Below are 24,501 nucleotides of genomic sequence, written 5' to 3'. Positions count from 1 at the left end.
TCGATGAAAAGACTAAAAATAAACCTGCTGATTAGCCTGCTGTTCCTGCAGTTTTTTGCCGCTGCGCAGGCCATTAAACAGGAAAGAATCACTAATAATTTTGATCGGGACTGGGCATTTATACAACAGGATGTGAGCGGTGCAGAAAAGCCCGGTTTTGATGACAAAGCCTGGAGGAAACTTAATGTGCCGCACGACTGGAGCATTGAAGGTGCTTATGATAAAACCAATCTTACTGCCCGGGGTGGTGGGTACCTGCCTTCAGGAACGGGCTGGTACCGCAAGAGTTTTAGTCTGGACGAAAGTTTAGCCAATAAAAAGATCACGATCGAATTTGATGGCGTAATGGCAAACAGTGATGTCTGGATCAATGGTTTTCATTTAGGCAAACGCCCTTATGGGTACATCAGTTTTAATTACGACTTAACTAAACACCTTAATTTCGGTAAAGGAAAAACAAATGTCATCGCGGTGAAGGCCGATAATACCGTGCAGCCTGCATCCCGGTATTATACCGGAGCCGGTATTTACAGGAATGTACGCCTGGTGGCTACGGATCTGGTACACATTAACGATTGGGGCGTATTTATCACCACCCCTGAGGCCACTATTCAGAAAGCAACCGTAAAAGTTCAAACATCCTTGTCTAATGAATCGGCAAATGCCGCTCAGGTGACCATAGAAACGACAGTGCTGGATGCAGCAGGCAAAGTGCTTAAAACCATCCAGAGCAAACAAAATATTGCTGCCAGTCAGTCGGCTAAAATAGAACAGGATATCGTTTTGTCCAATCCGAAGTTGTGGAATCCCGAAACGCCTGTGTTGTACAAAACGCTTACTAAAGTGATTCTGGGTGCAAAGGTGGTCGACGATCAGGTGAATAGCTTCGGTATCCGCAGTTTTAAATTTGATGCCGCAACCGGATTCTGGATGAACGGAAAAAACTTCAAACTTAAAGGAGCCTGCCTGCACCACGATGGTGGCGCGGTAGGTGCTGCGGTACCGCTTAGTGTATGGGCATTCCGTTTAAATAAACTGAAGGAAGCAGGAGTGAATGCCATCCGTACGGCGCACAATCCTGTTGCGCCGGAGTTTCTGGACCTTTGCGATCAGATGGGCTTCCTGGTGATGGATGAAACTTTTGATACCTGGACAGCGGCAAAAAACAACGGGGAGAAAGGCTATAACCGCTTCTGGAAAGATTGGTGGGAACGTGATACCCGCGATATGGTGATGAGGGACCGCAACCACCCATCCATTGTGATTTACAGTGTGGGTAATGAAATTCATGATGACTTAAACAGTCCGGAAGGCTTTAAAAAATATAAAGATCAGCAGGACCTGGTGCATCAGCTCGACCCGAGCCGGCCGGTTACCATGGCCTTGTTTCGTCCTGCCAATTCAAAAGTATATACCAATGGCTTTGCCGAAACAATGGATGTAGTAGGACAAAACTACCGGGAAAATGAGCTGGTTGCGTTGCATAACCAAAAACCCAGTTTAAAAGTTATTGGTACCGAGAATACCCATGTCATCCAGCAGTATCTGGCTTTAAGGGATAACCCCTTTATGGCGGGTCAGTTTTTATGGACTGGATTTGATTACCTCGGCGAATCCGACTGGCCACAGATTACCAACGGGCAAGGCTTGTTCGACCGGATAGGCGAGTGGAAACAGCAGAGCCTGCAACGACAGAGCTGGTGGTCAGAAAAACCAACAGTCCATATCGTGAGAAAAGAAGACAATGCAGGGGCGGGCGACTGGATCAATAACTGGACGCCTACCGATTTCGATACCTATGATGATGCCAAAGTTGCGGTTTACAGCAATTGCGACGAAGTGGAGTTGTTCCTGAACGGGAAATCTTTAGGAAGCAAACCTAAACCAGCCGACGATTCGCCACGACTCTGGGATGTCACTTTTGAGAAAGGATCGATCAAAGCAGTGGGCAAAAACAAAGGCAAAGTGGTTTCAGAGGAAACGTTAAAAACCGCAGGACCTCCGGCTAAACTTGTCCTTTCGGTTGATCAAAACAAGATCTCAACTGCCTGGGATGATGTAGCCTTTCTTAAAGTAACCATTTACGATGAGCAGGGAAATATTTGCCCTAATGCCGATAATCTCATTAAATTTACCGTTTCTGATGCAGGGATAATTGATGTTGTCGACAATGGTAATATCATCAGTCACGAACCCTATAAAGCGCAGCAACGACATGCATACCATGGTGTAGCCATGGCAAATATAAAAGCCAGAACTGCCGGCAACATCGAAATCAAAGTGAGTGCTGAAGGACTGGAAGGGGCATCTTTAAAATTAACAGCTACAGAAAACGCACAGACAAAATAAAACCATGATCAACAGGTCAATCAACATCACAATCATGAAATCAATATCTTTTAAAGTACTTGCGGCGGCAGGAATCGCGATACTCGCTACTGCATTCATTAAACCAGGCAAGCCTGCCCTTCATACCATTGGCGATTCTACCGTACGTAATTCAAATAAAGAAACCTGGGGCTGGGGAACACCCATTGCCGAGCTCTTTGATACCACCAGAATTCACGTGGAAAATAATGCGATGGCAGGAAGAAGTACCAGAACTTATCTTTCTGAAGGGCGTTGGGATAAGGTATTGGAAACGCTTAAAAAAGGCGACTTTGTGACCATGCAGTTTGGTCATAATGACGGCAGCGAACCCGATACCACCAAAGCCGGAAGAAGAGGTGTGCTCAAAGGTACGGGTGAAGAAACAAAGGTGTTAACCTGGCCGGATGGAAAAGTAGAAACCGTACATACCTACGGCTGGTACGTCCGCAAGTTTGTGCGCGAAGCCAAAGCAAAAGGTGCCACGCCGATAGTGGTTTCCATGATCCCGAGAAATGAATTCAGGAATGGAAAGGTGCTCCGTGCAGATAAAGATTTTGGCAAGTGGGCCGCTGAAGTAGCGCAACAGGAAAATGCATTTTTTGTCGACCTCAATAAAATTACCGGCGATAAATATGATGCCATGGGGCCTGAGAAAGTGAAAGCATTTTTTCCCGGCGACCATACCCATACCAATCTGGAAGGTGCAAAAGTAAATGCAGAATCTGTAGCAGAAGGAATTAAGGCCCTGAAAGGCTGTGAACTCAAAAAATATTTACTTTAGTTATTTATAAATGAATCCCGCAGGTGTTTAAATCTTACGGGATTTAAAATTTTCAAGCCATGAAATCAAACAAAACATATTTAGGCCTAATTTTAAGTGCCGCATTCATCATTTTTTCCTCCTGCGTGCTATTAAAGCAAAAGGATAAACCCACTTTATTTTTGATTGGCGATTCGACTGTGAAAAACGGCAAGGGCAAAGGCGACGGCAGTTTGTGGGGTTGGGGAAGTTTCATCGGTGAGTTCTTCGATACCGGGAAAATCAATGTGGAAAATGATGCCCTGGGTGGTACAAGCAGCCGTACTTTCCAAACCAATGGTTTATGGGATGCGGTGTTGGCCAAAGTAAAAAAAGGAGATTTTGTGATGATGCAGTTTGGACATAATGATGGAAGTCCACTGGATGACACAGCACGCGCCCGCGGTACCATTAAAGGAATTGGCATGGAAAGTAAGGAAACCTACAACCCGATTAAGAAAAAGCAGGAAGTGGTATACACCTATGGCTGGTACATGCGCAAGTTTATAAACGACATTAAAGCAAAAGGTGCTACGGCAATCATCTGCTCGCCCGTTCCACGTAACCCGGTTAGAAACAACAAAATTACCCTGGTTGATGATAGTTACGCAACCTGGGCTCAGGAACTGGCCAGGACCGAAAAAGTTGATTTTATTCCGCTCAATCAGTTGATCAAGGATAAATATGCCACCTTAACTGCGGATGAGGTAAACGCTTATTTTACGGAGAAAGACCATACACATACCAATGAAGCTGGCGCAAAGGTAAATGCCGCCGCGGTTGTAGAAGGGTTAAAAGCATTGAAATCAAGCAAGCTTAAAACTTATCTGAAAAAGTAATGTGATGTGGTAGTACAGGACACTACAGGTTGCCCCTTATGGATTTAAACCTTATAATAGTGGCCTTAACCAGATATATTTGTGCTTCGGCACGCTTTTCTTTTAAAAATATGCAGATAAAGGTATTGTCGTTTGCCAGATGGATAGTTGCAACTATTTGTTTGATTTCTATATTTTCCGCTGGTGTTTCAGCTCAAACCATCTCATTAAAAGGGAAATGGCGTTTTAAAACCGATGCCGGCGATGAAGGAATTAAAGGCAAATGGTATTCCACTGTGCTTCCCGAAACGGTTAACCTTCCCGGCTCTATGGCTGAGAACCTGAAAGGGGATGATATTACCCTGAAAACAAAATGGACAGGTAGTATTTACGACAGCTCCTACTTTTTTCATCCACGCCTGGAAAAATACCGTAAGCCCGGAAACCTTAAAATACCTTTCTGGTTAACACCTGCCAAACACTATACCGGTGCCGCCTGGTATCAGAAAGATATCGAAATTCCCGCCAACTGGAAAGATAAACGCGTGGTATTATCACTCGAATACCCTCACTCCGAAACACGCGTGTGGGTAGATGACATAGAAGCAGGAACGCAGTTTACATTCGTGGTCGCACAAAACTTTGAACTGCCTTCGAATCTGAAGGCCGGGAAACATACCATCACGCTCCTGATCGATAACCGGATCAAAGCCATCAATGTGGGTCAGGACTCGCACAGTTTAACCGACCATACACAGGGAAACTGGAACGGCGTAGTGGGAAAGATGTTCCTGCAGGCCGGTTCCCCCGTTTATTTCGAAGACATTCAAATTTATCCCAACCTCAGCAAAAAATCGGCAAAGGTTAAAATTCAGCTTAAAGCACTGCTGGGTACAGCTTCTGCGGGAAAAATCACTTTATCAGCAAAGAGTTTCAATACCAAAAATATACTCAGCGTAAAACCGGTAACTGTTCCCTATCAGATTAAAAACGGAACCGCCAGTGTAGAAGTTGAGTTGCCCATGGGCGGTAAGATAGCCACCTGGGATGAGTTTGATCCGGCTTTATACCGTTTGACAGCATCATTACTGGCTAAAGATGGCAAGAAAGATGATAGACAGGTTCAGTTCGGGATGCGCGAATTTAAAGCCGCAGGTCGGAATTTTACCATTAACGGCCGTCCTGTATTCCTTAGAGGCACAGTGAATAACTGCGAATTCCCACTTACCGGATATCCGGCAATGGATGTAGCGGCCTGGGAGCGTATTTTCAAAATCTCTAAAGCCCACGGTTTAAACCACATGCGTTTCCACTCCTGGTGTCCGCCCGAAGCGGCTTTCATTGCTGCTGATTTAACCGGTTTTTACATACAGCCCGAGGGTCCGAGCTGGGCCAACCATGGTACTTCAATAGGTGATGGTAAGGCCATCGACCAGTTTATTTATGATGAAACCAACCGCATGACGAAAAGCTACGGAAACTATGCTTCTTTTTGCATGATGGCATACGGTAACGAACCACGCGGCAGACAGGTAGAGTATTTAACTAAATTCAATAATTACTGGAAAGCCAAAGATTCACGCCGGCTTTATACCGGAGCATCGGTAGGTGGCAGCTGGCCGGTCATTCCCAATAACGAATACATGGTGCGCGCAGGCGCCAGGGGGTTGGACTGGGGCAAACGGCCGGAGAGCATATCAACCTATGCCAAACAGATTGAGCAGTTTAATGTTCCTTTCGTGGCGCATGAAATGGGGCAGTATTGTGCCTTTCCGAATTTTGAGGAAATTAAGAAATACACAGGCGTGTACCGTGCAAAAAACTTTGAAATGTTTCAGGAAGACCTGGCCGATCATGATATGGCGGCTCAGGCGAAAGATTTCCTGATGGCCTCCGGTAAATTACAGGCTCTTTGTTATAAAAATGAAATTGAAAAAGCCTTAAGAACACCAAATTATAACGGTTACCAGTTATTGTCGCTAAACGATTATCCCGGTCAGGGTACCGCTCTGGTTGGGGTGCTCGATGCCTTCTGGGAGGAGAAAGGATATATTTCTGCAAAAGAATTCAGGCGCTTCTCCAACAGTACTGTACCTTTACTCGAAGTGCCAAAGTTTGTTTATACTAATAATGAAAAATTCACTGCAGGTGTAAAAGTCGCCCATTGGGGAAACAAAGCATTTAAAAATGCGACTATCTTTTGTGTATTAAAAGATGAAGCAGGTAAAGTAGTCTATAACACACAATTTAAAAATGTCGACATCCCTGTTGGCGGTGCGGCCAGTATTGGCGACATCAGTACCAGCTTAAATGAGGTTACAAGAGCTTCAAAACTCAACCTCAAAGTTAAAATCGAGGGAACTGAATTTGCTAACGACTGGGACATCTGGGTGTATCCTGCCGAATTACCCGAGTTTAAAACAAGCTTTTATTATACCGATAAACTGGATGATCAGGCAAAGAAAATACTGGAAGAGGGTGGCAATGTTTTTCTGAATGCCGCAGGTAAGGTGATAAAAGGTAAGGAAGTGGTGCAAACTTTTTTACCTGTATTCTGGAACACTTCCTGGTTCAAAATGCGTCCGCCACATACTATGGGCATACTTTGCGATCCTAAACACCCGGCATTGGCCAACTTTCCAACCGATAACCATAGCGATATGCAGTGGTGGGAAATTGTAAATAAGGCCCAGGTGATGAATCTGGAAGATTTCCCTTTAGGGTTTAAACCCCTTGTCCAACCCATCGATACCTGGTTCATGAACCGGAAGCTGGCCCTCGTTTTAGAAGCCCGCGTTGCTAAAGGAAAACTCATTATTTCCAGTGCCGCTTTGTCGCCTGATTTAAAGAATTCACCCGCGGCTCAGCAACTTTTCTTTAGCTTACAGCAATACATGATGTCGGATCAGTTCAGTCCGAAATATGAAGTAGCCTATAATACCATCAAAGATATCTTCGAAAGCCCCTCAAAAATTCAGTTCGATACTTTTACTAAAGACAGTCCTGATGAATTGAAACCTAAACCAAATTCGAACTAAAAATACCATTGAAATATGAATACACCAACCATGAATAAGTTCCTTTCCACTTCCGTTTGTTTCCTGCTGATCACTACCCAACTCTTTGCCCAAAAACTACCCAACAAAAAAGAGGTTTTAAAAGCATTGAAGCTTACGAATGCCTACTTTATGGACAAATGGCCCGATGCAGGTAAATCAATCATTACGAACAGAGAGCGGCCAAGTAACATCTGGACCCGGGCGGTTTATTATGAAGGCTTAATGGGCTTATATTCGATTCATCCGGATAAAGCCTACTATGATTATGCCGTTCAATGGGGTGAAAAACATAAGTGGGGCTTAAGAAATGGCATCCAGACCCGCAATGGCGATGACCAGGCCTGCGGACAAACCTACATTGATCTATATAACATCGATAAAAAGCCCGAACGCATTAAAGACATTAAAGCCTCAATGGACCTGATGGTTCAATCAGGAAAGGTGAACGACTGGACCTGGATCGACGCCTTGCAGATGGCTATGCCTGTATTTGCTAAACTGGGCAAGTTGTATAATGATCATACCTATTACGATTATATGTACAAGATGTACCTGCACAGCAAAAATGTAGAAGGTGGTGGCTTATACAATGCGAAAGATGGCTTGTGGTGGAGAGACAAAGATTTTGTGCCTCCTTATAAAGAGCCTAATGGAGAAGATTGTTACTGGGCACGCGGAAATGGCTGGGTAATCGCTGCATTTGTCCGTGTTCTGGAAACTATGCCTAAAGATGCTGCGGGACACGATGAATACCTGAAAACTTATCACGAAATGATCAAAGCTTTAGTGCCGCTCCAACGTGCAGATGGCTTTTGGAACGTGAGTTTACATGATCCCGATCACTTTGGCGGTAAAGAAACTTCTGGTACTGCACTATTTGTTTACGGCATGGCCTGGGGCGTAAACCAGGGTATCCTTGACAAGGCCACCTATCTGCCGGTAATCATCAAGGCATGGAACGGAATGGCCAAGGAATCGGTTCAGAAAAATGGATTCCTTGGATTTTTGCAGGGGACCGGTAAAGAGCCGAAAGATGGTCAGCCGGTAACCTATAACAGTGTGCCCGATTTTGAAGACTATGGTTTAGGTTGTTTCCTTCTGGCTGGAACCGAAGTGTACAAACTGAAAAAATAATACCAATATCCCGGGAATTCCGATTCACAAGACACATATGTTAAAAAGATATTTAGCGTTTGCCCTGATCCTGTCTGCAACCGCTGCATTTTCGCAAAGCATTGGCGATTACAAAGCCGGTTTCAAACGACAGGGAAATGCCATTTCATTTTCCACCACCAAAGGCGAAATAAAACTGGATTTCTGCACGCCGGAAATGTTCAGGTTACGCAGCAGCTGGAATCATACCTTTGAAAAAGATGAAGATTTAATGGTCATCAGGTACGATTGGCCGGCGGTTGCTGCTACCGTAGTGGAGAAGAAAGACCAGTTTATTCTGACTACCGGAAAGATAGTGGTTAAGCTCAATAAGTCGCCATTCAGGATAGATGTTTACGATTTAAAAGGAAAGCTGCTCAGTTCGGAAGTGAATGGTGCCACTGTAAAAGAAAATAGCAGGGTGGGGGTAACCAAAAAGCTTCAGGCCGACGAACATTTCTTTGGTTTTGGTGAGCGCATGGATTTCATGGACCGCCGCTTTAAAAAAGTAACCTTAAATGTCGGCCGCGGAAAAGGCCTGCCTCATGCCATTGGTGCTTACAATATTCTGGAGGCTAATTATTGTCCGGTGCCATTTTTTATGAGTACCAAAGGTTATGGTATTTTTCTGCATAATTCATTTGCCACAGAATGGGATATGGGTTCATCCAATAAAAACGAATATAGCTTTAAGGCTGCCGACGGGGAACTGGATTACTATTTCATCTATGGGCCCACCTTCCCATCCATCTTAAATTCCTACACTGCGGTTACAGGTAAATCGCCCCTGCTGCCTCAGTTTGCCCTCGGTTTACATGCCGGTACTTACAGTGGCGGCACCTGGGGTTATGAAGAGAAAACTTCGGATCAGTATGTGGTGGAACTGGCCAGAAAATACCGGGAACTGGGCATTCCGGTTGATTTGCTCTGGCTGGATTCTACCTGGCGCTTATTTGGCGAAATCGGTGGCAAGGGTGCTACTTCCTTCGAGTGGAGAGAAACTTTTAAAAACCCTAAAGGCATGTTTGATAGCATTTATGCCATGAACTATAAAATGGTGGGACTGCATCTCCGCCCGAGATTTGACAATGCAAAAAAGCTTAACCTGCTTGATCAGGCACAGGCCAAAGGGTATACCTATCCAGAGAATGGTAAGCCAGGAGAGTTTGTCAACTTCTTCGACCAGAAGGCCACGCAATGGTGGTGGGACAATGGGGTAATGCGTGTAGCTAAACTGGGCGCCAAATTCCTCAAAACAGATGAAGGAAGTGCTTTTGGAGCTCTCGCAAATGAAAGTGAAAAAGTAGGCCCCACAGGTAAGGATGCAGAGCGCTTACACAATGTGTTTCCTGTGGCCTATGCAAAGGCGCCTTTTCTGGAATTTGAAAAGTTTAACGGTTTCAGAGGGTTGAACCAAACCCGTGAAGGGTATTCCGGTATCCAGCGTTACCCTTATATTTTTGCCGGCGACTGGCCCAGCGAGTGGCAATACTTTGCTCCGGTAATTAAGGCCGGACTAAATATTGGTATTTCAGGGGTAGGTTCCTGGGCACACTGCATGGGCGGCTTCGAACATCAGACCGATCCTGAGCTCTATATCCGCTGGGTGCAGTTTGGTATGTTCAGCCCCATTGCCCTGGTTTTCGGGATGGACCATCCCGGGTATAAAGAACCCTGGAAATACGGTGAAGATGCTTTAAGAAATTTCAAAAAATACGATCTACTGAGGTACAGGCTGTTTCCTTATCTCTATACCACCATGCATCAGCAATATGCAACAGGTATGCCGATGATGAGGGCACTGGTTTTGAATCATCAGGATGATGAAAATGTGTATGAAATCGGCGATCAGTACCTGTTTGGCGATAACCTGATGGTGGCTCCGGTGACCACAAAAGGAGCCATTACGCGCTCGGTTTACCTGCCTGAAGGAACCTGGTTTAACTACTGGACCAATGAAAAATATGACGGTAAAAGCTATCATCATGTGGTGGCTCCCTTAGATACCATTCCGCTTTTTGTAAAGGCGGGGAGCATTATCCCGATGCAGCCGGAAATGAATTATAGCGGCGAAAAAGCGGTAGATGTAATTACACTGGATGTATTTCCTTTTGGCGATTCCAGGTATGACCTTTACGAAGATGATAACCTGAGCTCGGATTACAAAACCGGTAAATTTGCCACAACCCGCATTAGTTCATCGCTGAAAGTAAGCACACTGGTATTAAAAATAGAAAAGCCTGTCGGATCGTTCCAGCCCGGCAGACATCAGTACATGGCTAAAATCCACTGGAATAGTAAAACGGCACCGAAGCAGGTAACCGAAAATAATGCAAAGTTGAATGTAGTTAACCATGCCGGAAAACTGGATAAAATTGCAGGCTGGTTCTATGACGAAAAAACCAGAACGCTCTGGATAAAGTCAAAAGGAAATAACAGTACAGACATCAACTTCCAAATCAATTAAAATCTGCGTCATCCGCGTCATCCGCGGGAACAATGTTATAAGATAAGAAAAAAAGTCTTTTAAATCCGCGTCATCCGCGGGAACAAAAAGCATGCGTTAAAAAACAAACAATGAAAATTGCCTTCAAAATGAAACTCAAGTCCGGATCCGCGGCAGAATATAAAACCCGTCACGATCAGATCTGGCCGGAATTATTGGCTTTGCTCAAAGCCAACGGCATCAGCGACTATTCCATTTTCCTCGACGAAGAAACCAATACCTTGTTTGCGGTACAACAGCAAAGCGGTAACTCATCTCAGGATCTGGGCAGCACCGAAATTGTACAAAAGTGGTGGGCCTACATGGCCGACATCATGGAAACCAACCCTGATCATTCGCCTGTAAGCGTTCCCCTCGATATGGTCTTTCACCTTGATTAAGCTATCATGTTAAAAAAAAGAATTCTGCTTTTCCTCGCCCTTAGTGCTGCTGCACAATTACACGCACAGCAAGCGGCAAAAGTCGTTGCCTGGCCTAAAATAGAACAGCAAATGAAACCCTGGACCCGCTGGTGGTGGATGGGCAATGCGGTTGATGAAAAGAACCTGGGTATTGTATTGCAGAAATACAAATATGCGGGTTTAGGCGGGGTGGAAATCACCCCGATCTACGGGGCAGTGGGTTACGAAAAACAATACCTGCAATTCCTTTCCCCCCAATGGATGGACGTCCTGCATTTCACGGTGAAGAAAGCCAATGCATTGGGTGTGGGCGTAGATATGAATACCGGTACAGGCTGGCCCTTTGGCGGTCCGCAGGTTAAACCTGAAAACGCGGCTACTAAACTCATTATTCAGGACTACGAGCTAAAAGCCGGCGAGAAGTTAAATGAGGGAATAAAAGTTAAAGAAGCTAAGCAGGATTTTGCACGGCTACAGGCATTAACGGCATACGGGCCAAACGGGGAAACCGAAAATATACTGGCAGCTGTACAGCAGGATGGTACCTTGAACTGGTCGCCCAAATCAGGCACATGGAAAATATATGCTGCCTTCGCAGGCAAAACCCGCCAGATGGTAAAACGAGCAGCACCGGGAGGGGAGGGCTTTACGCTCGATCACCTCGACCGGCAATCGGTAAATGTTTACCTCAAAAGATTTACCGATGCTTTTGGAAATCAACCTCAGGGGATCCGTTCATTTTTTAATGACAGCTATGAGGTTTATGGTGCCACGTGGACGCCCACTTTTTTCGAAACATTCAAGAAAAACAGGGGATATGATCTCGCAAAGCACATCAAAGACCTTGCAGGCAAGGATTCCACCAGCGGCCAGGTTGCCCGCCTAAAGTCCGACTATCGCGAAACGATGGACGAACTTCTGCTGGATAACTTTACCAAAAACTGGACAGACTGGGCCCATGGCCTGCATTCACTGACCAAAAACCAGTCGCATGGATCACCGGGGAACCTGCTTGATTTATACGGAACAGTAGATATTCCTGAAACCGAGATTTTCGGTTCAAGTGCTTTCGGTATTCCCGGACTGCGCCGGAATAAGGAGGACATCAGGAATGTTGATCCTGATCCGATCATGAGTATGTTTGCTTCATCGGCGGCACATACCAACGGAAAGAACCTGGTTTCGTCCGAAACCTTTACCTGGCTCACCGAACATTTTAAAACATCATACTCGCAATGCAAGCCCGAAGCCGAGAAGCTGTTCCTTTCTGGAATAAACCATATTTTCTATCATGGCACCACCAATTCACCCGAAAATGTATCCTGGCCGGGCTGGTTGTTTTATGCTTCGGTAGAGATGAATCCCAATAACAGCCTATGGCCGCACGCCAAAGGTTTAAATGACTATATCGCCCGCTGCCAGTCGATATTACAAGCCGGAAAGCCCGACAATGAAATCTTAATTTACTGGCCGGTTTATGATGTATGGAATCAGGCAAAAGGGTTGGATATGGCATTGAAAGTTCACGACGTAGACGAATGGTTACATCCTTCGGCGTTCTATCAATTGGCTACCCAGCTTTCTAAATCCGGTTACGCCTATGATTTTGCATCCGATCGCTTGCTCGGCCGGACAAAAGTGCTGAACAAAGCTTTACAAACTGCAGAAAATGCGTCGTCTTACCAGGTGCTCATCGTGCCCTCCAGCCAAATGATGCGTACTGAAACTTTAGATAATATTGTACAATTGGCGGAAAACGGTGCAACGGTTATTTTCCAGGAATTACCTCAGGATGTTCCCGGTTTAAATGATCTTGAAAACAGACGCGCTAAACTTACATCTACGCTCGCCAGACTTGCCTTTAGAAAAGGTGCAGACGGCATAGGGGTTTATCCTGCAGGCAAAGGAAAAATACTCCTGAGCAAAGATGTCCGGGTGGCGTTAAGCAGTATCGGCATCAACAGGGAAGCCTTAACAGATACAGGCCTGCAGATGATTAAGCGTAAGGTTAATAATGCCACATATTATTATACTGTTAACCATACGGCGAAAGATATCGATACTTACCTGCCGCTCAATACGCCGGGGAACGTGACCTTGCTTGACCCGCAGAGCGGCGCAATAGGTGCAGCAGCGATGAAGGATCAGAAAGTACATGTGCAGATTAAATCCGGCGAAGCACTGTTTCTGCTGGTTGCGCAACAACAGCCACATAATGCGGCATGGCGTTATCTGAATAAAGCCGGAAATACACTTACCCTTAACCAGCCATGGCACCTCCATTTTACCAGTGGCGGACCTGAGCTTCCTGCTGATCAGCAACTGGATCAACTGGTTTCATGGACGGATTTAAAAGACCCGAAACTGGAAGCCTTTTCAGGTACTGGTGTGTATACATCTGAGTTTAACCTGCCAACCAAAAACGCCAGCGAATATGTATTAAACCTCCACCAGGTTGATGAAAGCGCAAAGGTATGGATCAATGGACAGGAACTGGGTATTTTATGGAGTATCCCATTTGAGGCCCGCATTGGAAAATATTTGAAACCCGGGAAAAATACCATCAAAATTGAGGTGGTAAACCTGATGGCCAACCGGATCCGCGATATGGACCGGAAGAAAATTCAATGGAGAAATTACCATGAAATCAACTTTGTTAACATCGATTACAAGCCATTTGATGCGTCAAACTGGGAAGTACAGCCTTCCGGACTTGTCGGACCGGTAACAATCACCCCATTTTTTTAACAGTAATTCCGGTTTAAATACTTAAAAAGTGCCTTTTGGCACTTTTTTTTTAAAATAAAAATCAGACGTAAATCGATTTATAAGCATCAGACCGGATGTATTCCTTTTTATGCTAAGATTTTATAATAACCGACAGGATAGTACAGGATGGGAGAAGCTGCCGATGTCTCTATATTTAAATCAATTATTTTACTAACCAAATAACCGAAAACCAAATATTAAAATTAACGATCGTTAAGCCTGATTTATGCAATAAAAATCTACTCTTATTCCCTAGCCGCTCAACTCATTAACCCTAACCGATCCTCATAGATTCTTGTTCGCAATTTAGCTTAAGACCGTCATGTCTAATAAAATTGCTATGAGTAAAATTTTACAACAATCATTATTTGTCTTACTGACATTTGTCATCGTGCTGAGCAGTTGCCGGAAAAAGGAATTCGATGAGTTTTATGGCAGGCCAGAAACACTTGCCGATCCCATTTACCAACAGCTTCAGGCAAAAGGAAACTTTACCAAATTTCTCGAGTGTATCGATAAATCAGGTTATAAGGAAACTTTAAGCGCGGCCGGCTCCTGGACCGTATTTGCACCTACCGATGAAGCTTTTGCGCTTTACCTGAAAGAAAATAACCTGACAGAAATAAGTGCTGACCAAGCTTCCGCGATTGTGCGTTACTCCATGACCTACGATGGCGAGAAGATCGAACGTTTAAGTGATAACCTCACTGCCAGGGGTTTTGTTAAAAACTCTGGTTTCAGACGCAGAACGGTTTTCTACGACTTTGTTTACGATGGTATCGACAATGATGGCCGTTCAATAAAAGTGATCGCGGCTAACCGCAACGGCAGTTACCTGTCAACCGATTTCAATAACAAAAATCTACCGTATTTTTTACCTCCTTTCATGACCTTTGCCGGCATAGGAGCTACTGATTATAATTACTTTTTCCCCGGAACAGAGTATACCGGTAAAAATGTTGGCCCCGCAAAAATTACCGAGCAGGATATTGTAGCTGAAAATGGGGTTATCCATATCATTGATAGGGTATTAACGCCACCGCAAAGCATAGATCAGTACATTACTGCCAAAACACAATACAGCGCTTTTAAATCACTGCTCGATAAATACGTTTCGTATAGCATAAACACCGATATCAGTCACCGTTATCAGGTGCTTACCGGTAAAAGCGATAATGTTTATGCTAAAATATACAGTGGTGTTTTAGGATTTTCACCAAACAATGAAAACTATCTAAAGCTTGATGCAAATGATGCCCAGGCGGGTATGTATACCATTTTTGCACCAACTGATGCCGCAGTGGAAGCTTATTCGAAGGTTTTGCTGAAATATTATGCTAAGAACAGGCTTCAGCCGGGAAACTACAAAGCACAGCTTTCAGAATTATATGCTTTAAGACCGGATATTATCAGGGATTTCGTGAATTCGCATTTTTACACTGTTCCGGTTTGGCCAGGAAAGTTCAGCACCGTAAACAGTTTTTTGGGCGAAGTAACCAAGCTCAGTCCTTCCAATGTAGTGGATAAACAATTTCTGAGCAACGGTTTACTATATGGCGTGAGTACGGCACAAAATGCCAATTCCTTTTCTACCGTATATGGAAAGGTTAACCTCGATCCAACTTTTTACATTATGAAGCAGGCGCTGGATGTGTTAGGTTATACCATTCCTATTAAAACCGCTTCCCTTAAATATGTGATTGTACCCATCCCTGATGCCACGCTGGTGAGTTTAGGTTTTTCTTATGATCCGTTCTTTCCTACAGCGCCGATCAGGGGTGATTTGACTATCCTTCGCCGTTTGCTTCAAACCCATATTATTCCTTTGGGCGACAGGGCAGTGCCTAATTTCACAACTGCTGCAGGTATTCTGGAGACATCGAATGGTGAATACATCAAATACAACAGAGGGGTGCTTTCTTCCGCAGGAACGGAAGACCTTGCAGCAACCGGTGATAAAACCATTCCTATTGATTCCATCACCACGGCGGTTAATGGTGCTGACGTTTATGCCACACGGGTTTTAGCCTACACGGCATTACCGGTAAGTAAACACATTGAAAAATACGGAACGGCTACTACCGATCCATACTACTCTTTTTTTCAGTTCCTGAAGAATAACGTAACCCTTTATAATGCTACAACCGGCGCCATACAGGGTGTAAGTGATGGTAGCTTTTATTCAGTATTTATCCCAACCAATGCGGCCATTCAGGCTGCGGTAACGGCAGGTTTGCTGCCTAAACTGGCAAACGGGCTTCCGAATTATGCACCAACCGATGCATTGGATATCAGTAAGGTATCTAAGTTTATCCAGTACCACATCATTAAAAACAGCGTGGCCAGTGACGGACAAAAAACAGGGACTTTCGAAAGCCTGCTTAAAGATGAATCGGGCGATGCAGCGAAAGTAACGGTGGCCATCAATACAACCACTTCCATTATTCTTCGTGATGTAACCAATGCTACGGTGAATGTATTACTCGGCGCAAACGACCGCAGTAATGTGCTGTCAAACCGCACAGTAATTCACCAAATCAACTCTTACTTAAAATATCAATTCTAACCAATATGCTCAATAGATATCATTTTAGTGTTTTTATCTGGCTATGCTGTATGCTGATGGCTGCTATTACCCATGCCCAGCAAATCAACTATGTAAAGGGAAAGGTAATTGATAAAAAAGACAAGCAACCCATCATTGGCGCCTCTGTTGTCATTATCGATAAGGATAAAAGGGTTATTAAAGGAGTTTCAACAGATATTGATGGAAACTACAGTTTGCCGGTTGCCGATAAAACTTACCGCATTTCAGTTTCTTACATTGGATATAAATCTACAACAGGTGTGGCGATCGACCGGCCGGTAATCAATTTCCAGCTGGAATCTGAAAATAACCAGATGGAGGAAGTACAGATTGTTTCCAGGGCAAAAGCGGCAACGGGTAGCGGAATGGTGATCGATAAACGCGACCAGACTTCATCAACAGTTACGATTGATGCCAAAGAACTTGAAGATATGCAGGCTGCATCGATTGATCAGGCCTTACAGGGTAGAATGGCGGGTGTTGACATCACGGCCAGTACCGGTGATCCGGGAGCACCTATGCAGATCAGGATTCGCGGAACTTCATCAATCAACGGTGCCACAGATCCGCTTATCGTATTGGATGGTATGCCTTACGACATTACCATTCCTTCTGATTTTGATTTTGCCACTTCTGATGAAAATAACTACGGACAATTATTAAACATTGCACCTTCGGATATTAAAGAAATCAGTGTATTGAAAGATGCGGCAGCCACAGCTGTGTGGGGTTCAAGGGGTGCAAACGGCGTATTGGTGATTACTACAAAAAGGGGATCTATCGGCCCACCAGCCATATCCTATAATTTTAAAGGATCCTACTCCAAGCAGCCAAGCCCAATCCCGATGCTGAATGGTAATCAGTATTCTTCTTTGATACTCGAAGAATTTTACAATGCAGGGCGTCAGTTCTCGACCACTGAATTCGCTAAAGAATTTCAGTACGATAAAAATGATCCATACAATTACTACAATTATAGCAACAATACCGATTGGCTTGCAGCCATTACCAGGGTAGGTTATTTACAGGATCACAATCTTTCCATCTCCGGCGGTGGTGAAAAGGCGCGCTATCGTGCCTCTGTAAATTATTTTAATCAAAACGGAACCACGATAGGTACTGACCTCAACCGTATATCAGCAAGGGTGAATCTGGATTATGTGGTATCAGAAAAGATCAGGTTTACTTCCGATTTTGCCTATACACATATTGATCAGAATGCATTGTATAATCCACTGGGTGGCAGAGACCGGATCAGGGAAACGGCTTATACCAAAATGCCAAACCAAAGCCTGTATGAGTATGACGAATATGGTAACCTGACGGATAATTTCTTCAGTCCCGCCGCCACTGCTCAAGGTGCTTATTCAGCAACCTTTAATCCATTGGCGATGGCGAGTGCAGGTATCAACCATCAGCTTGGGGAACGGATTACACCAAAGTTTAGTTTACAATATAAAATTATCCCTGAATTGATCTTCAACGGAAGTTTCCTGGTGAATATCAACAATACCAAGGTTAAAACCTTTTTGCCTCAGATTGCAACCGGCCGCCCTTTTACAGAGTCTGTGGTGAATACTGCTTTCGATCAGGATGGTGATTCCTTTACCATGAATACCAGTATGAATCTGGCTTACAGTCCAACCCTGGGGCCGAAACACAATCTGATCGCTTTTTTAAGGTTTGATAGTGAAGACAGCCGCCGTGCCAGTCAATACCTGCTTGCCACCAATACAGCCTCTTCGTTCTTAACCGATCCTTCAGTAGATAGCCGTACCAACCTGTCAAACTCTACCAGTTCGGCTTTTAACCAGTCGCGCTCCGTAGGTTTACTGGCCACTGCCCAATACAAGTTCCTCGACCGGTACATCATCAATGCAGGGATCAGGGGAGATGGAAACTCTAAATTCGGTGCAGGTAACCGTTATGGTGTATTTCCTTCAATATCCACCCGCTGGAGGATTTCCGGTGAACCTTTCATGAAAAGAACCGATAAATATATTGATGATTTCAGTTTAAGGGCCAGTTATGGTAAAAGCGGTAATGCGCCGCGATATGATTATACCTTTTACAATATTTATCAGAATTATGGCTTTAGCTATCTGGGTAATGCAGGCGTTTATTCCACCAACCTGGAGCTTTCCAACCTGAAATGGGAAACGGTAACCCAATCCAACGTAGGGATTACCTTAAACATGTTCAAAAGGTTATACATCGACTTCGATCTTTATCGTAAACGTACAACCGATTTATTCTATGAAGATTTAGCCGTACCCACTTATAACGGTTATTCTACTGTTGATATGAACGTTGGCACTATGGATAATCAGGGATGGGAATTCAATGTTACGGGTACCGTGATGAAATCACAAAAATTTAGATGGGACATGAGTTTTAATATTGCCCACAATGAAAATGTGATCCGGGAAGTTTCTCCATTGTATCCACGCGAAAACAAAGGCCGGGTTACACAGAATAATGTGTACAAAGTTTTCGTTCAGGAAAATAATCCATTCGGATCATTCTATGGTTTCAAGTTTAAAGGGGTGTACAAAGATAAAAACTCCACAATCGCTGTTGACGAAAACGGCAATCAGATTGTAGGGCCTAACGGAGATAAGGTGTACATGCGTTTTGCCTATCCTTCTATTGATTATGTTTTCCAGCCTGGAGATGCCATTTATGAAGACATTAACCACGACGGTAACATCGATTACAAAGACATTGTGTATCTGGGCAATGGTAATCCGAAAATTACCGGTGGTTTTGGTACCGCATTCACCATCAACGGAAACCTTAAACTTAGCGTGAACTTCTCATTCCGTACCGGATACGATATTATTAACGGCACTAAAATCAGTACCACCAATATGTACAGCTTTAATAACCAGAGTACCGCAGTTTTACGCCGCTGGAAGAAAGAAGGCGACGAGACCGATATGCCAAGGGCAATTTATGGCGGTGGCTATAACTTCCTCGGTTCAGACCGCTACATTGAGGATGGATCATTCGTAAGACTCCGTTCGTTGGGCTTGAAATATGATTTTGCTAAAAATCTGATGAAACGCATTGGGATGAAGTCTATCTCTGCAAATGTCATTGTTGAAAACATCCTGACCTTTACGAAGTATACCGGACAGGATCCTGAAGTGCCCATTAAACTGAACGGATCAAATACTGTAGTTGATAATTCTACCACTCCGCCAATTAAAACGGTTACGCTGGGTTTAACTGCTAATTTTTAATATTCACCTGATATGAAAAAGATATTATATACTACCTGTTTATTGTTTATTCTGAGCTTAAGCAGTTCCTGTAATAAATGGCTTGATCTCGAGCCAAGGGATGGTATTACGCGCCAGGAATTCTGGAAAACCAAAGAAGATATCCTGGCTGCGGTTTCGGGTTGTTATACTTCCCTGCTGGCGGCGCCTCCAACGGCGGGAGACCGCTCCCTGTTGGAATACATGTTTATGTTCGGAGAATTAAGAGCCGACATGATTAGTGCCGGGCCAAGTATTACCCCTGCTGAAGTTGATATTATGAATGTAAACATCACTTCAGATAATGGCATCGCCAGCTGGGCGTCATTCTATCGCACTATCAATTATTGTAATACCGTTCTGGATAATGCCCCTAACGTTAAAAGTACCGATCCAACGCTTACTGATGCCATTTTAAACGGCTACCTGTCAGAAGCTTTAACACTGAGAAGTATGATGTATTTCTATCTGGTGCGTACTTTTAGTGATGTACCGTTGAAGTTAAAAGCGACTGTAAAGGATACTGATCTTGAAAACCTGGCTAAAACCAAACAGGCAGATATATTAAAACAAATTGTAGCCGACCTGAAGAAAGCTGAATCCTATGCGGTAACTACTTATGGAAACACCAAATCAGATAAAGGCAGGGTAACTAAGTTTACCATCAATGCGCTACTGGCGGATATTTATTTGTGGATGGAAGATTATCCGGCTTCAATAGCGGAGTGCAATAAAATTATCGAATCGCAGCGTTATGCATTGGTTGGTTCAAATTCGGCATGGTACAATACCGTGTTCTTTCGTGGCTCATCTACAGAAACGATATTCGAGTTTGATCAGGCCATTGAAAACCCGTTTTTCAACCTTCTGGTAAATACCAGAAGACGTTACATCGCTTCACCCTTCGTCGCTTCAGAGATCTATATTCCTGATGAAACCGATCCGGATAACGTTTACGACATCAGGCCGGGTTCATTTTATAACAATGCATTCACCATCCAGAAATACGGTACAGAAAATCCGTCTTACGTGAAGTGGCAGGCTTACCGTCTTTCAGATATCATGATGATTAAAGCAGAAGCACTTGCCCTTACTGGCGGGGGTGCCGAAGCTTTAGAACTGGTGAGTAATTTACGTACAAGACGGAACGCCGTTAAAGCCACTGAACAGAATGTTGATCCTGGCGATAGTGACGCAATATGTGATTATATCCTTGCTGAGCGTGCCCGGGAATTTGCTTTTGAAGGAAAACGCTGGTTTGACTTGTTGCGCCATGCCAAGCGGAATAATTACAGCAGAATCGACATTTTGCTTGATGTGGTATCGAAAACTGTTATGCCAACCTTACAGCAATCGGCAATTACCAAATTCAGGGATTATAATAGTCATTATTTACCTATCCCTCAGGTAGATATCAATACCAATCCAAGTCTCATCCAGAACCCATTTTACACTAAATAGTATACTGACATGAAAATGAAATTAAACATTCACAAGATCACCTATTTGGTTTTGCTCAGTGCATTTATCCTGTTCCTGATTCATGCCTGCAAAAGGGAACAATATACCATAGCCACTACCGATGATGTGAACATCACGGGTTATCTGGAAAAATATCCTGATAAATTCTCCCTGTTTTCGCAGATTTTAGACCGCTCGGGCACTAAAGGTTACCTGGCCGCTTATGGTAAGTACACCATTTTTACCCCTGATAACAATGCGGTTAATGCATGGCTGAAAAAGATCAATAAAACATCAGTTGATCAGTTGACACCTGAAGAGCTGAAAAATGTGGTACGGTTTCACGTATTGCAGGATACTGTTTCAACAGCGAAGTTTACGGATGGTAAGGTTGCGCAGATTACTTTGTACGGACAATATCTTCTTACAGGTGTTACTTTCCAAAATGGAACGAGTAACATTACCATTAATAAAGAGTCTTTAATTACACAATCCAATGTAAGGGTAGGGAACGGGATCATCCACGTCATTGATCATGTTCTTGAACCCGCAACAAAAACATTGGCTGCTACTATCGAAAGCAATGCCCGTTATGGTATTTTTACCCAGGCTTTAAAAGAAACGGGTTTTTATGACTCATTGAACTATGCACAGTCTGCCGTGCCCGATACTACCCGCCGGTTTCAAACAGTCGTTCTTGAATCTGATTCAGCTATACGTGCAGCAGGGTTTGCAAATTTCGCAGCCCTGAAAGCTAAACTTTCTAAAACCGGGAATACCAAAAGCCATACCGATAGCCTGTGGATGTATGTGGCTTACCATGTATCTCCAGGCGCCAGTTATACAGCGGATATCGTTTCAACGCCATCATTATCAACACTTGTACCGGGGGAAATTGTAACCACTAAACTTTCAGGAACCAGAATCCTGTTGAATGATGATGAATTTAACGGCGTAATAGAACCTGGCGTAGAGGTAAATAGAACCTTTAGTAACAATACCACTTCAAATGGGGTACTACACGAATCGAGAAGCTTTTACAAGATTAAGCCACGCGTTCCTACAGGAGTTTATTTCGACCTGGGCGATCAGCCGGAGCTAAAGGCTATGGCGGCCTGGAGGGTACCTGGACAATCCATTAGTTTGCTTCAAAACGGTAAATTGATTACTGCAGGCATCCGCCTCGACCAGATCAGGTCGAATACCATTGGTCCGGTTTACTCAACAGCTTCCCTTCCATTGGGCGCAGACACCAGAAGTTATGCTAACCGCGATGTCATGAACTTTAACATGAGTATCAGTAACAATGCCCGTGCAGTCTGGATAGAATTCAGATCACCAATGCTGGTAAAAGGTAAATACAAGGTTTGGATCTGCTACACTTATAATAATGCCGGGCCGCTTTTACAGGTCGCTTCAGATGTGGGTACCACTCAAGAACAAGTACTTCCCAATCTGGTTGATTTAACGCAGCAACTTACATCATCAGGTGTTACCGATGCCGGAGCGCTACAATCTTCGTCAGACGGACTGATGCTGACCAATGGCTTTAAGCGCTACCTGGGTACAACTGCTGAAACTGCAACAGACGGGGTGACTAAGGGTTTACAGGCAGTTGGAACGAGCAACGGCTGGAAAATTATGCCTGCGAAACTTGCTGGAACGGTAGACATCAAAACGACTGACCGGCACTGGATTCGTTTAACTGCTTTAAGGGGCAATGGAAATGGTGTTAACCTGGATATGATTCATTTCATACCGGTTGATGATGACCAGAACTATCCAAGATTCCATCCAACACCAGGTGTTATTTTTAAACGCCCTTAAGCAGTCTGTTAAGCTAACCAAATATGTATTGAAATGAATAAAAAATATCTGATATATATCACGCTTCTGGCCCTGAGCATGGGATTGTATTCCTGCAAGGATAATCTGGAGGTGCATAATGAGATCACGAATGCCGATAATACAGTAGACCTTTCTCAAAGACTGGATACTCAGGGCGACTTAAGTATTTTTAACGGCTACGTGAAGAGTACTGGTTATGATAAACTGTTGGCAACGGCACAAAACTATACCGTTTGGGCACCCACCAATACGGCAATTGCCAGTCTCGATCCTGCAATTGCTGCTGATCCGGTGAAACTGAAGGAATTTGTGGGGAACCACATTGCACTTTCCCTTTACCAGGTATCCGTAAAACCCAATGATACTTTACGGATAAAACTAATGAATGACAAGTATGGTAATTTCATCAACAGTACTTTTGAAGAAGGAAATATTGTAGGGAGCGGTCAGTTTGTAAAGAACGGTGTCTTGTATAAAATTGATCAGCCAGTACCCAGTAAATTAAGTATCTGGGATTACATGCAGCAAAGTACAGATGCCAACCTGCAAAAAAACTACATCAATGCCTTATCGATATCGGTGATCGATAGTGCTAACGCCACTATCATTGGTTACAACGCATCCGGAACCCCAATATTTGCACCGAATCCACCCATGATTGCCCGCAATACCTATTGGGTTAATGTTGCCGATCTGCGTGATGAATCCCAACAGTACACCTATTTTATGCTTCAGGATGCGGCCTTTGCAGCTGAATCGGCAAAACTGAGCAGCTTTTTTTCACCAATAGACCCAAATCAGAATGCCGCATTCTATGTAGTGAAAGACCTTACAGTTAAAGGTGTTTATACACTGGATAAATTACCCGATACGCTGATCTCTGTTCGCGGGGCAAAAGTCCCGTTGAATAAAGCCAATGTGGTTAAATCTTACAGAAGCAGCAATGGGATAGTTCACGTTCTACGTGCTTTGCCATTCCGTGTAAAAGATAAAGTGCCTGAGTTTAAAATAGAGGGAGAAAGACTCGTGAATATATCCGCTTCCCGTACCGTTTTATACCGGACCAAACTGGATGATAAAGGAAAGGAATATAAAGATATTGAGGTATACAATCATGGAATCTCAGAGTTTGGCGTATTTTATAGTCGCGCTAATCTGCCTGTGGTAAAATATAAGGTTTATTCAAGGGCTATTTCAGGTGCACTGGGCGATTCGCAGGTGGCGGCATTTACCCAGCGTTATTTCATTTTTAATCTGAACTCAACAACACCGGGTTACACGCTTGCCTTTACGCATCTTGTTAATCCACTTACTTATACTGAAACTTACCTGGGCGAATATACACCCGGCAGTTTTGGACCATTACTGCTGAGGTTGACATCTGCCGCAAGCACTGCCCAAAATGTTAATACACTGATTTTGGATTACCTGCGCTTTGAACCTGTTTTACCTTAATTATTAACGCTGC

13 protein-coding genes are annotated in these 24,501 nt (G+C 44.0%); all 13 read left to right on the top strand.

What is annotated here, in order from left to right:
• Nucleotides 1-3 precede the first annotated feature (3 nt).
• Nucleotides 4-2,349, top strand: coding sequence for a glycoside hydrolase family 2 TIM barrel-domain containing protein (locus AB669_RS01620; RefSeq protein ID WP_047797515.1), 2,346 nt, complete (start codon nucleotides 4-6; stop codon nucleotides 2,347-2,349).
• Nucleotides 2,350-2,383: 34 nt separating this feature from the next.
• Entirely contained in the window at nucleotides 2,384-3,151 is a 768-nt protein-coding gene (locus AB669_RS01615; protein WP_047797714.1) for a rhamnogalacturonan acetylesterase, read from the top strand.
• Between the two features lie 59 nt (nucleotides 3,152-3,210).
• Nucleotides 3,211-4,008 carry a rhamnogalacturonan acetylesterase gene (locus AB669_RS01610; RefSeq protein ID WP_047797514.1) on the top strand — a complete coding sequence of 266 codons (798 nt, stop codon included), beginning with the start codon at nucleotides 3,211-3,213 and terminating at the stop codon, nucleotides 4,006-4,008.
• A gap of 110 nt (nucleotides 4,009-4,118) precedes the next feature.
• A complete protein-coding gene (locus tag AB669_RS01605) occupies nucleotides 4,119-7,025 on the top strand; it encodes a sugar-binding domain-containing protein (protein ID WP_082120569.1) in 2,907 nt (968 codons plus the stop codon).
• 15 nt (nucleotides 7,026-7,040) lie between these two features.
• Nucleotides 7,041-8,180: a glycoside hydrolase family 88 protein gene (locus tag AB669_RS01600; protein ID WP_047797513.1), complete on the top strand. Its 1,140-nt coding sequence runs from the start codon at nucleotides 7,041-7,043 to the stop codon at nucleotides 8,178-8,180.
• Nucleotides 8,181-8,217: 37 nt separating this feature from the next.
• Complete coding sequence (locus AB669_RS01595; RefSeq protein ID WP_047797512.1) at nucleotides 8,218-10,665, top strand: glycoside hydrolase family 31 protein; 2,448 nt, start codon at nucleotides 8,218-8,220, stop codon at nucleotides 10,663-10,665.
• Between the two features lie 110 nt (nucleotides 10,666-10,775).
• A complete protein-coding gene (gene rhaM, locus AB669_RS01590; protein ID WP_047797511.1) occupies nucleotides 10,776-11,084 on the top strand; it encodes an L-rhamnose mutarotase in 309 nt (102 codons plus the stop codon).
• A 6-nt stretch (nucleotides 11,085-11,090) separates the two neighbouring features.
• Nucleotides 11,091-13,853, top strand: a complete 2,763-nt coding sequence (locus AB669_RS01585; RefSeq protein ID WP_047797510.1) for a glycosyl hydrolase — start codon at nucleotides 11,091-11,093, stop codon at nucleotides 13,851-13,853.
• 361 nt (nucleotides 13,854-14,214) lie between these two features.
• Nucleotides 14,215-16,440, top strand: coding sequence for a fasciclin domain-containing protein (locus AB669_RS01580; protein WP_197082303.1), 2,226 nt, complete (start codon nucleotides 14,215-14,217; stop codon nucleotides 16,438-16,440).
• Nucleotides 16,441-16,445: 5 nt separating this feature from the next.
• A complete protein-coding gene (locus tag AB669_RS01575) occupies nucleotides 16,446-19,706 on the top strand; it encodes a SusC/RagA family TonB-linked outer membrane protein (protein WP_082120556.1) in 3,261 nt (1,086 codons plus the stop codon).
• Nucleotides 19,707-19,718: 12 nt separating this feature from the next.
• Nucleotides 19,719-21,185, top strand: coding sequence for a RagB/SusD family nutrient uptake outer membrane protein (locus tag AB669_RS01570; protein WP_047797507.1), 1,467 nt, complete (start codon nucleotides 19,719-19,721; stop codon nucleotides 21,183-21,185).
• 9 nt (nucleotides 21,186-21,194) lie between these two features.
• Nucleotides 21,195-23,012: a fasciclin domain-containing protein gene (locus AB669_RS01565; RefSeq protein ID WP_047797506.1), complete on the top strand. Its 1,818-nt coding sequence runs from the start codon at nucleotides 21,195-21,197 to the stop codon at nucleotides 23,010-23,012.
• Nucleotides 23,013-23,045: 33 nt separating this feature from the next.
• Nucleotides 23,046-24,488 carry a fasciclin domain-containing protein gene (locus AB669_RS01560; protein ID WP_047797505.1) on the top strand — a complete coding sequence of 481 codons (1,443 nt, stop codon included), beginning with the start codon at nucleotides 23,046-23,048 and terminating at the stop codon, nucleotides 24,486-24,488.
• Nucleotides 24,489-24,501: the final 13 nt, after the last annotated feature.

Origin of the sequence: Pedobacter sp. BMA (assembly GCF_001027745.1) — a bacterium.
In the GTDB taxonomy this organism is placed as follows: domain Bacteria; phylum Bacteroidota; class Bacteroidia; order Sphingobacteriales; family Sphingobacteriaceae; genus Pedobacter.
Note: the sequence above shows the minus strand (reverse complement) of the source record. Positions and strands in the feature narration are given on the sequence as shown.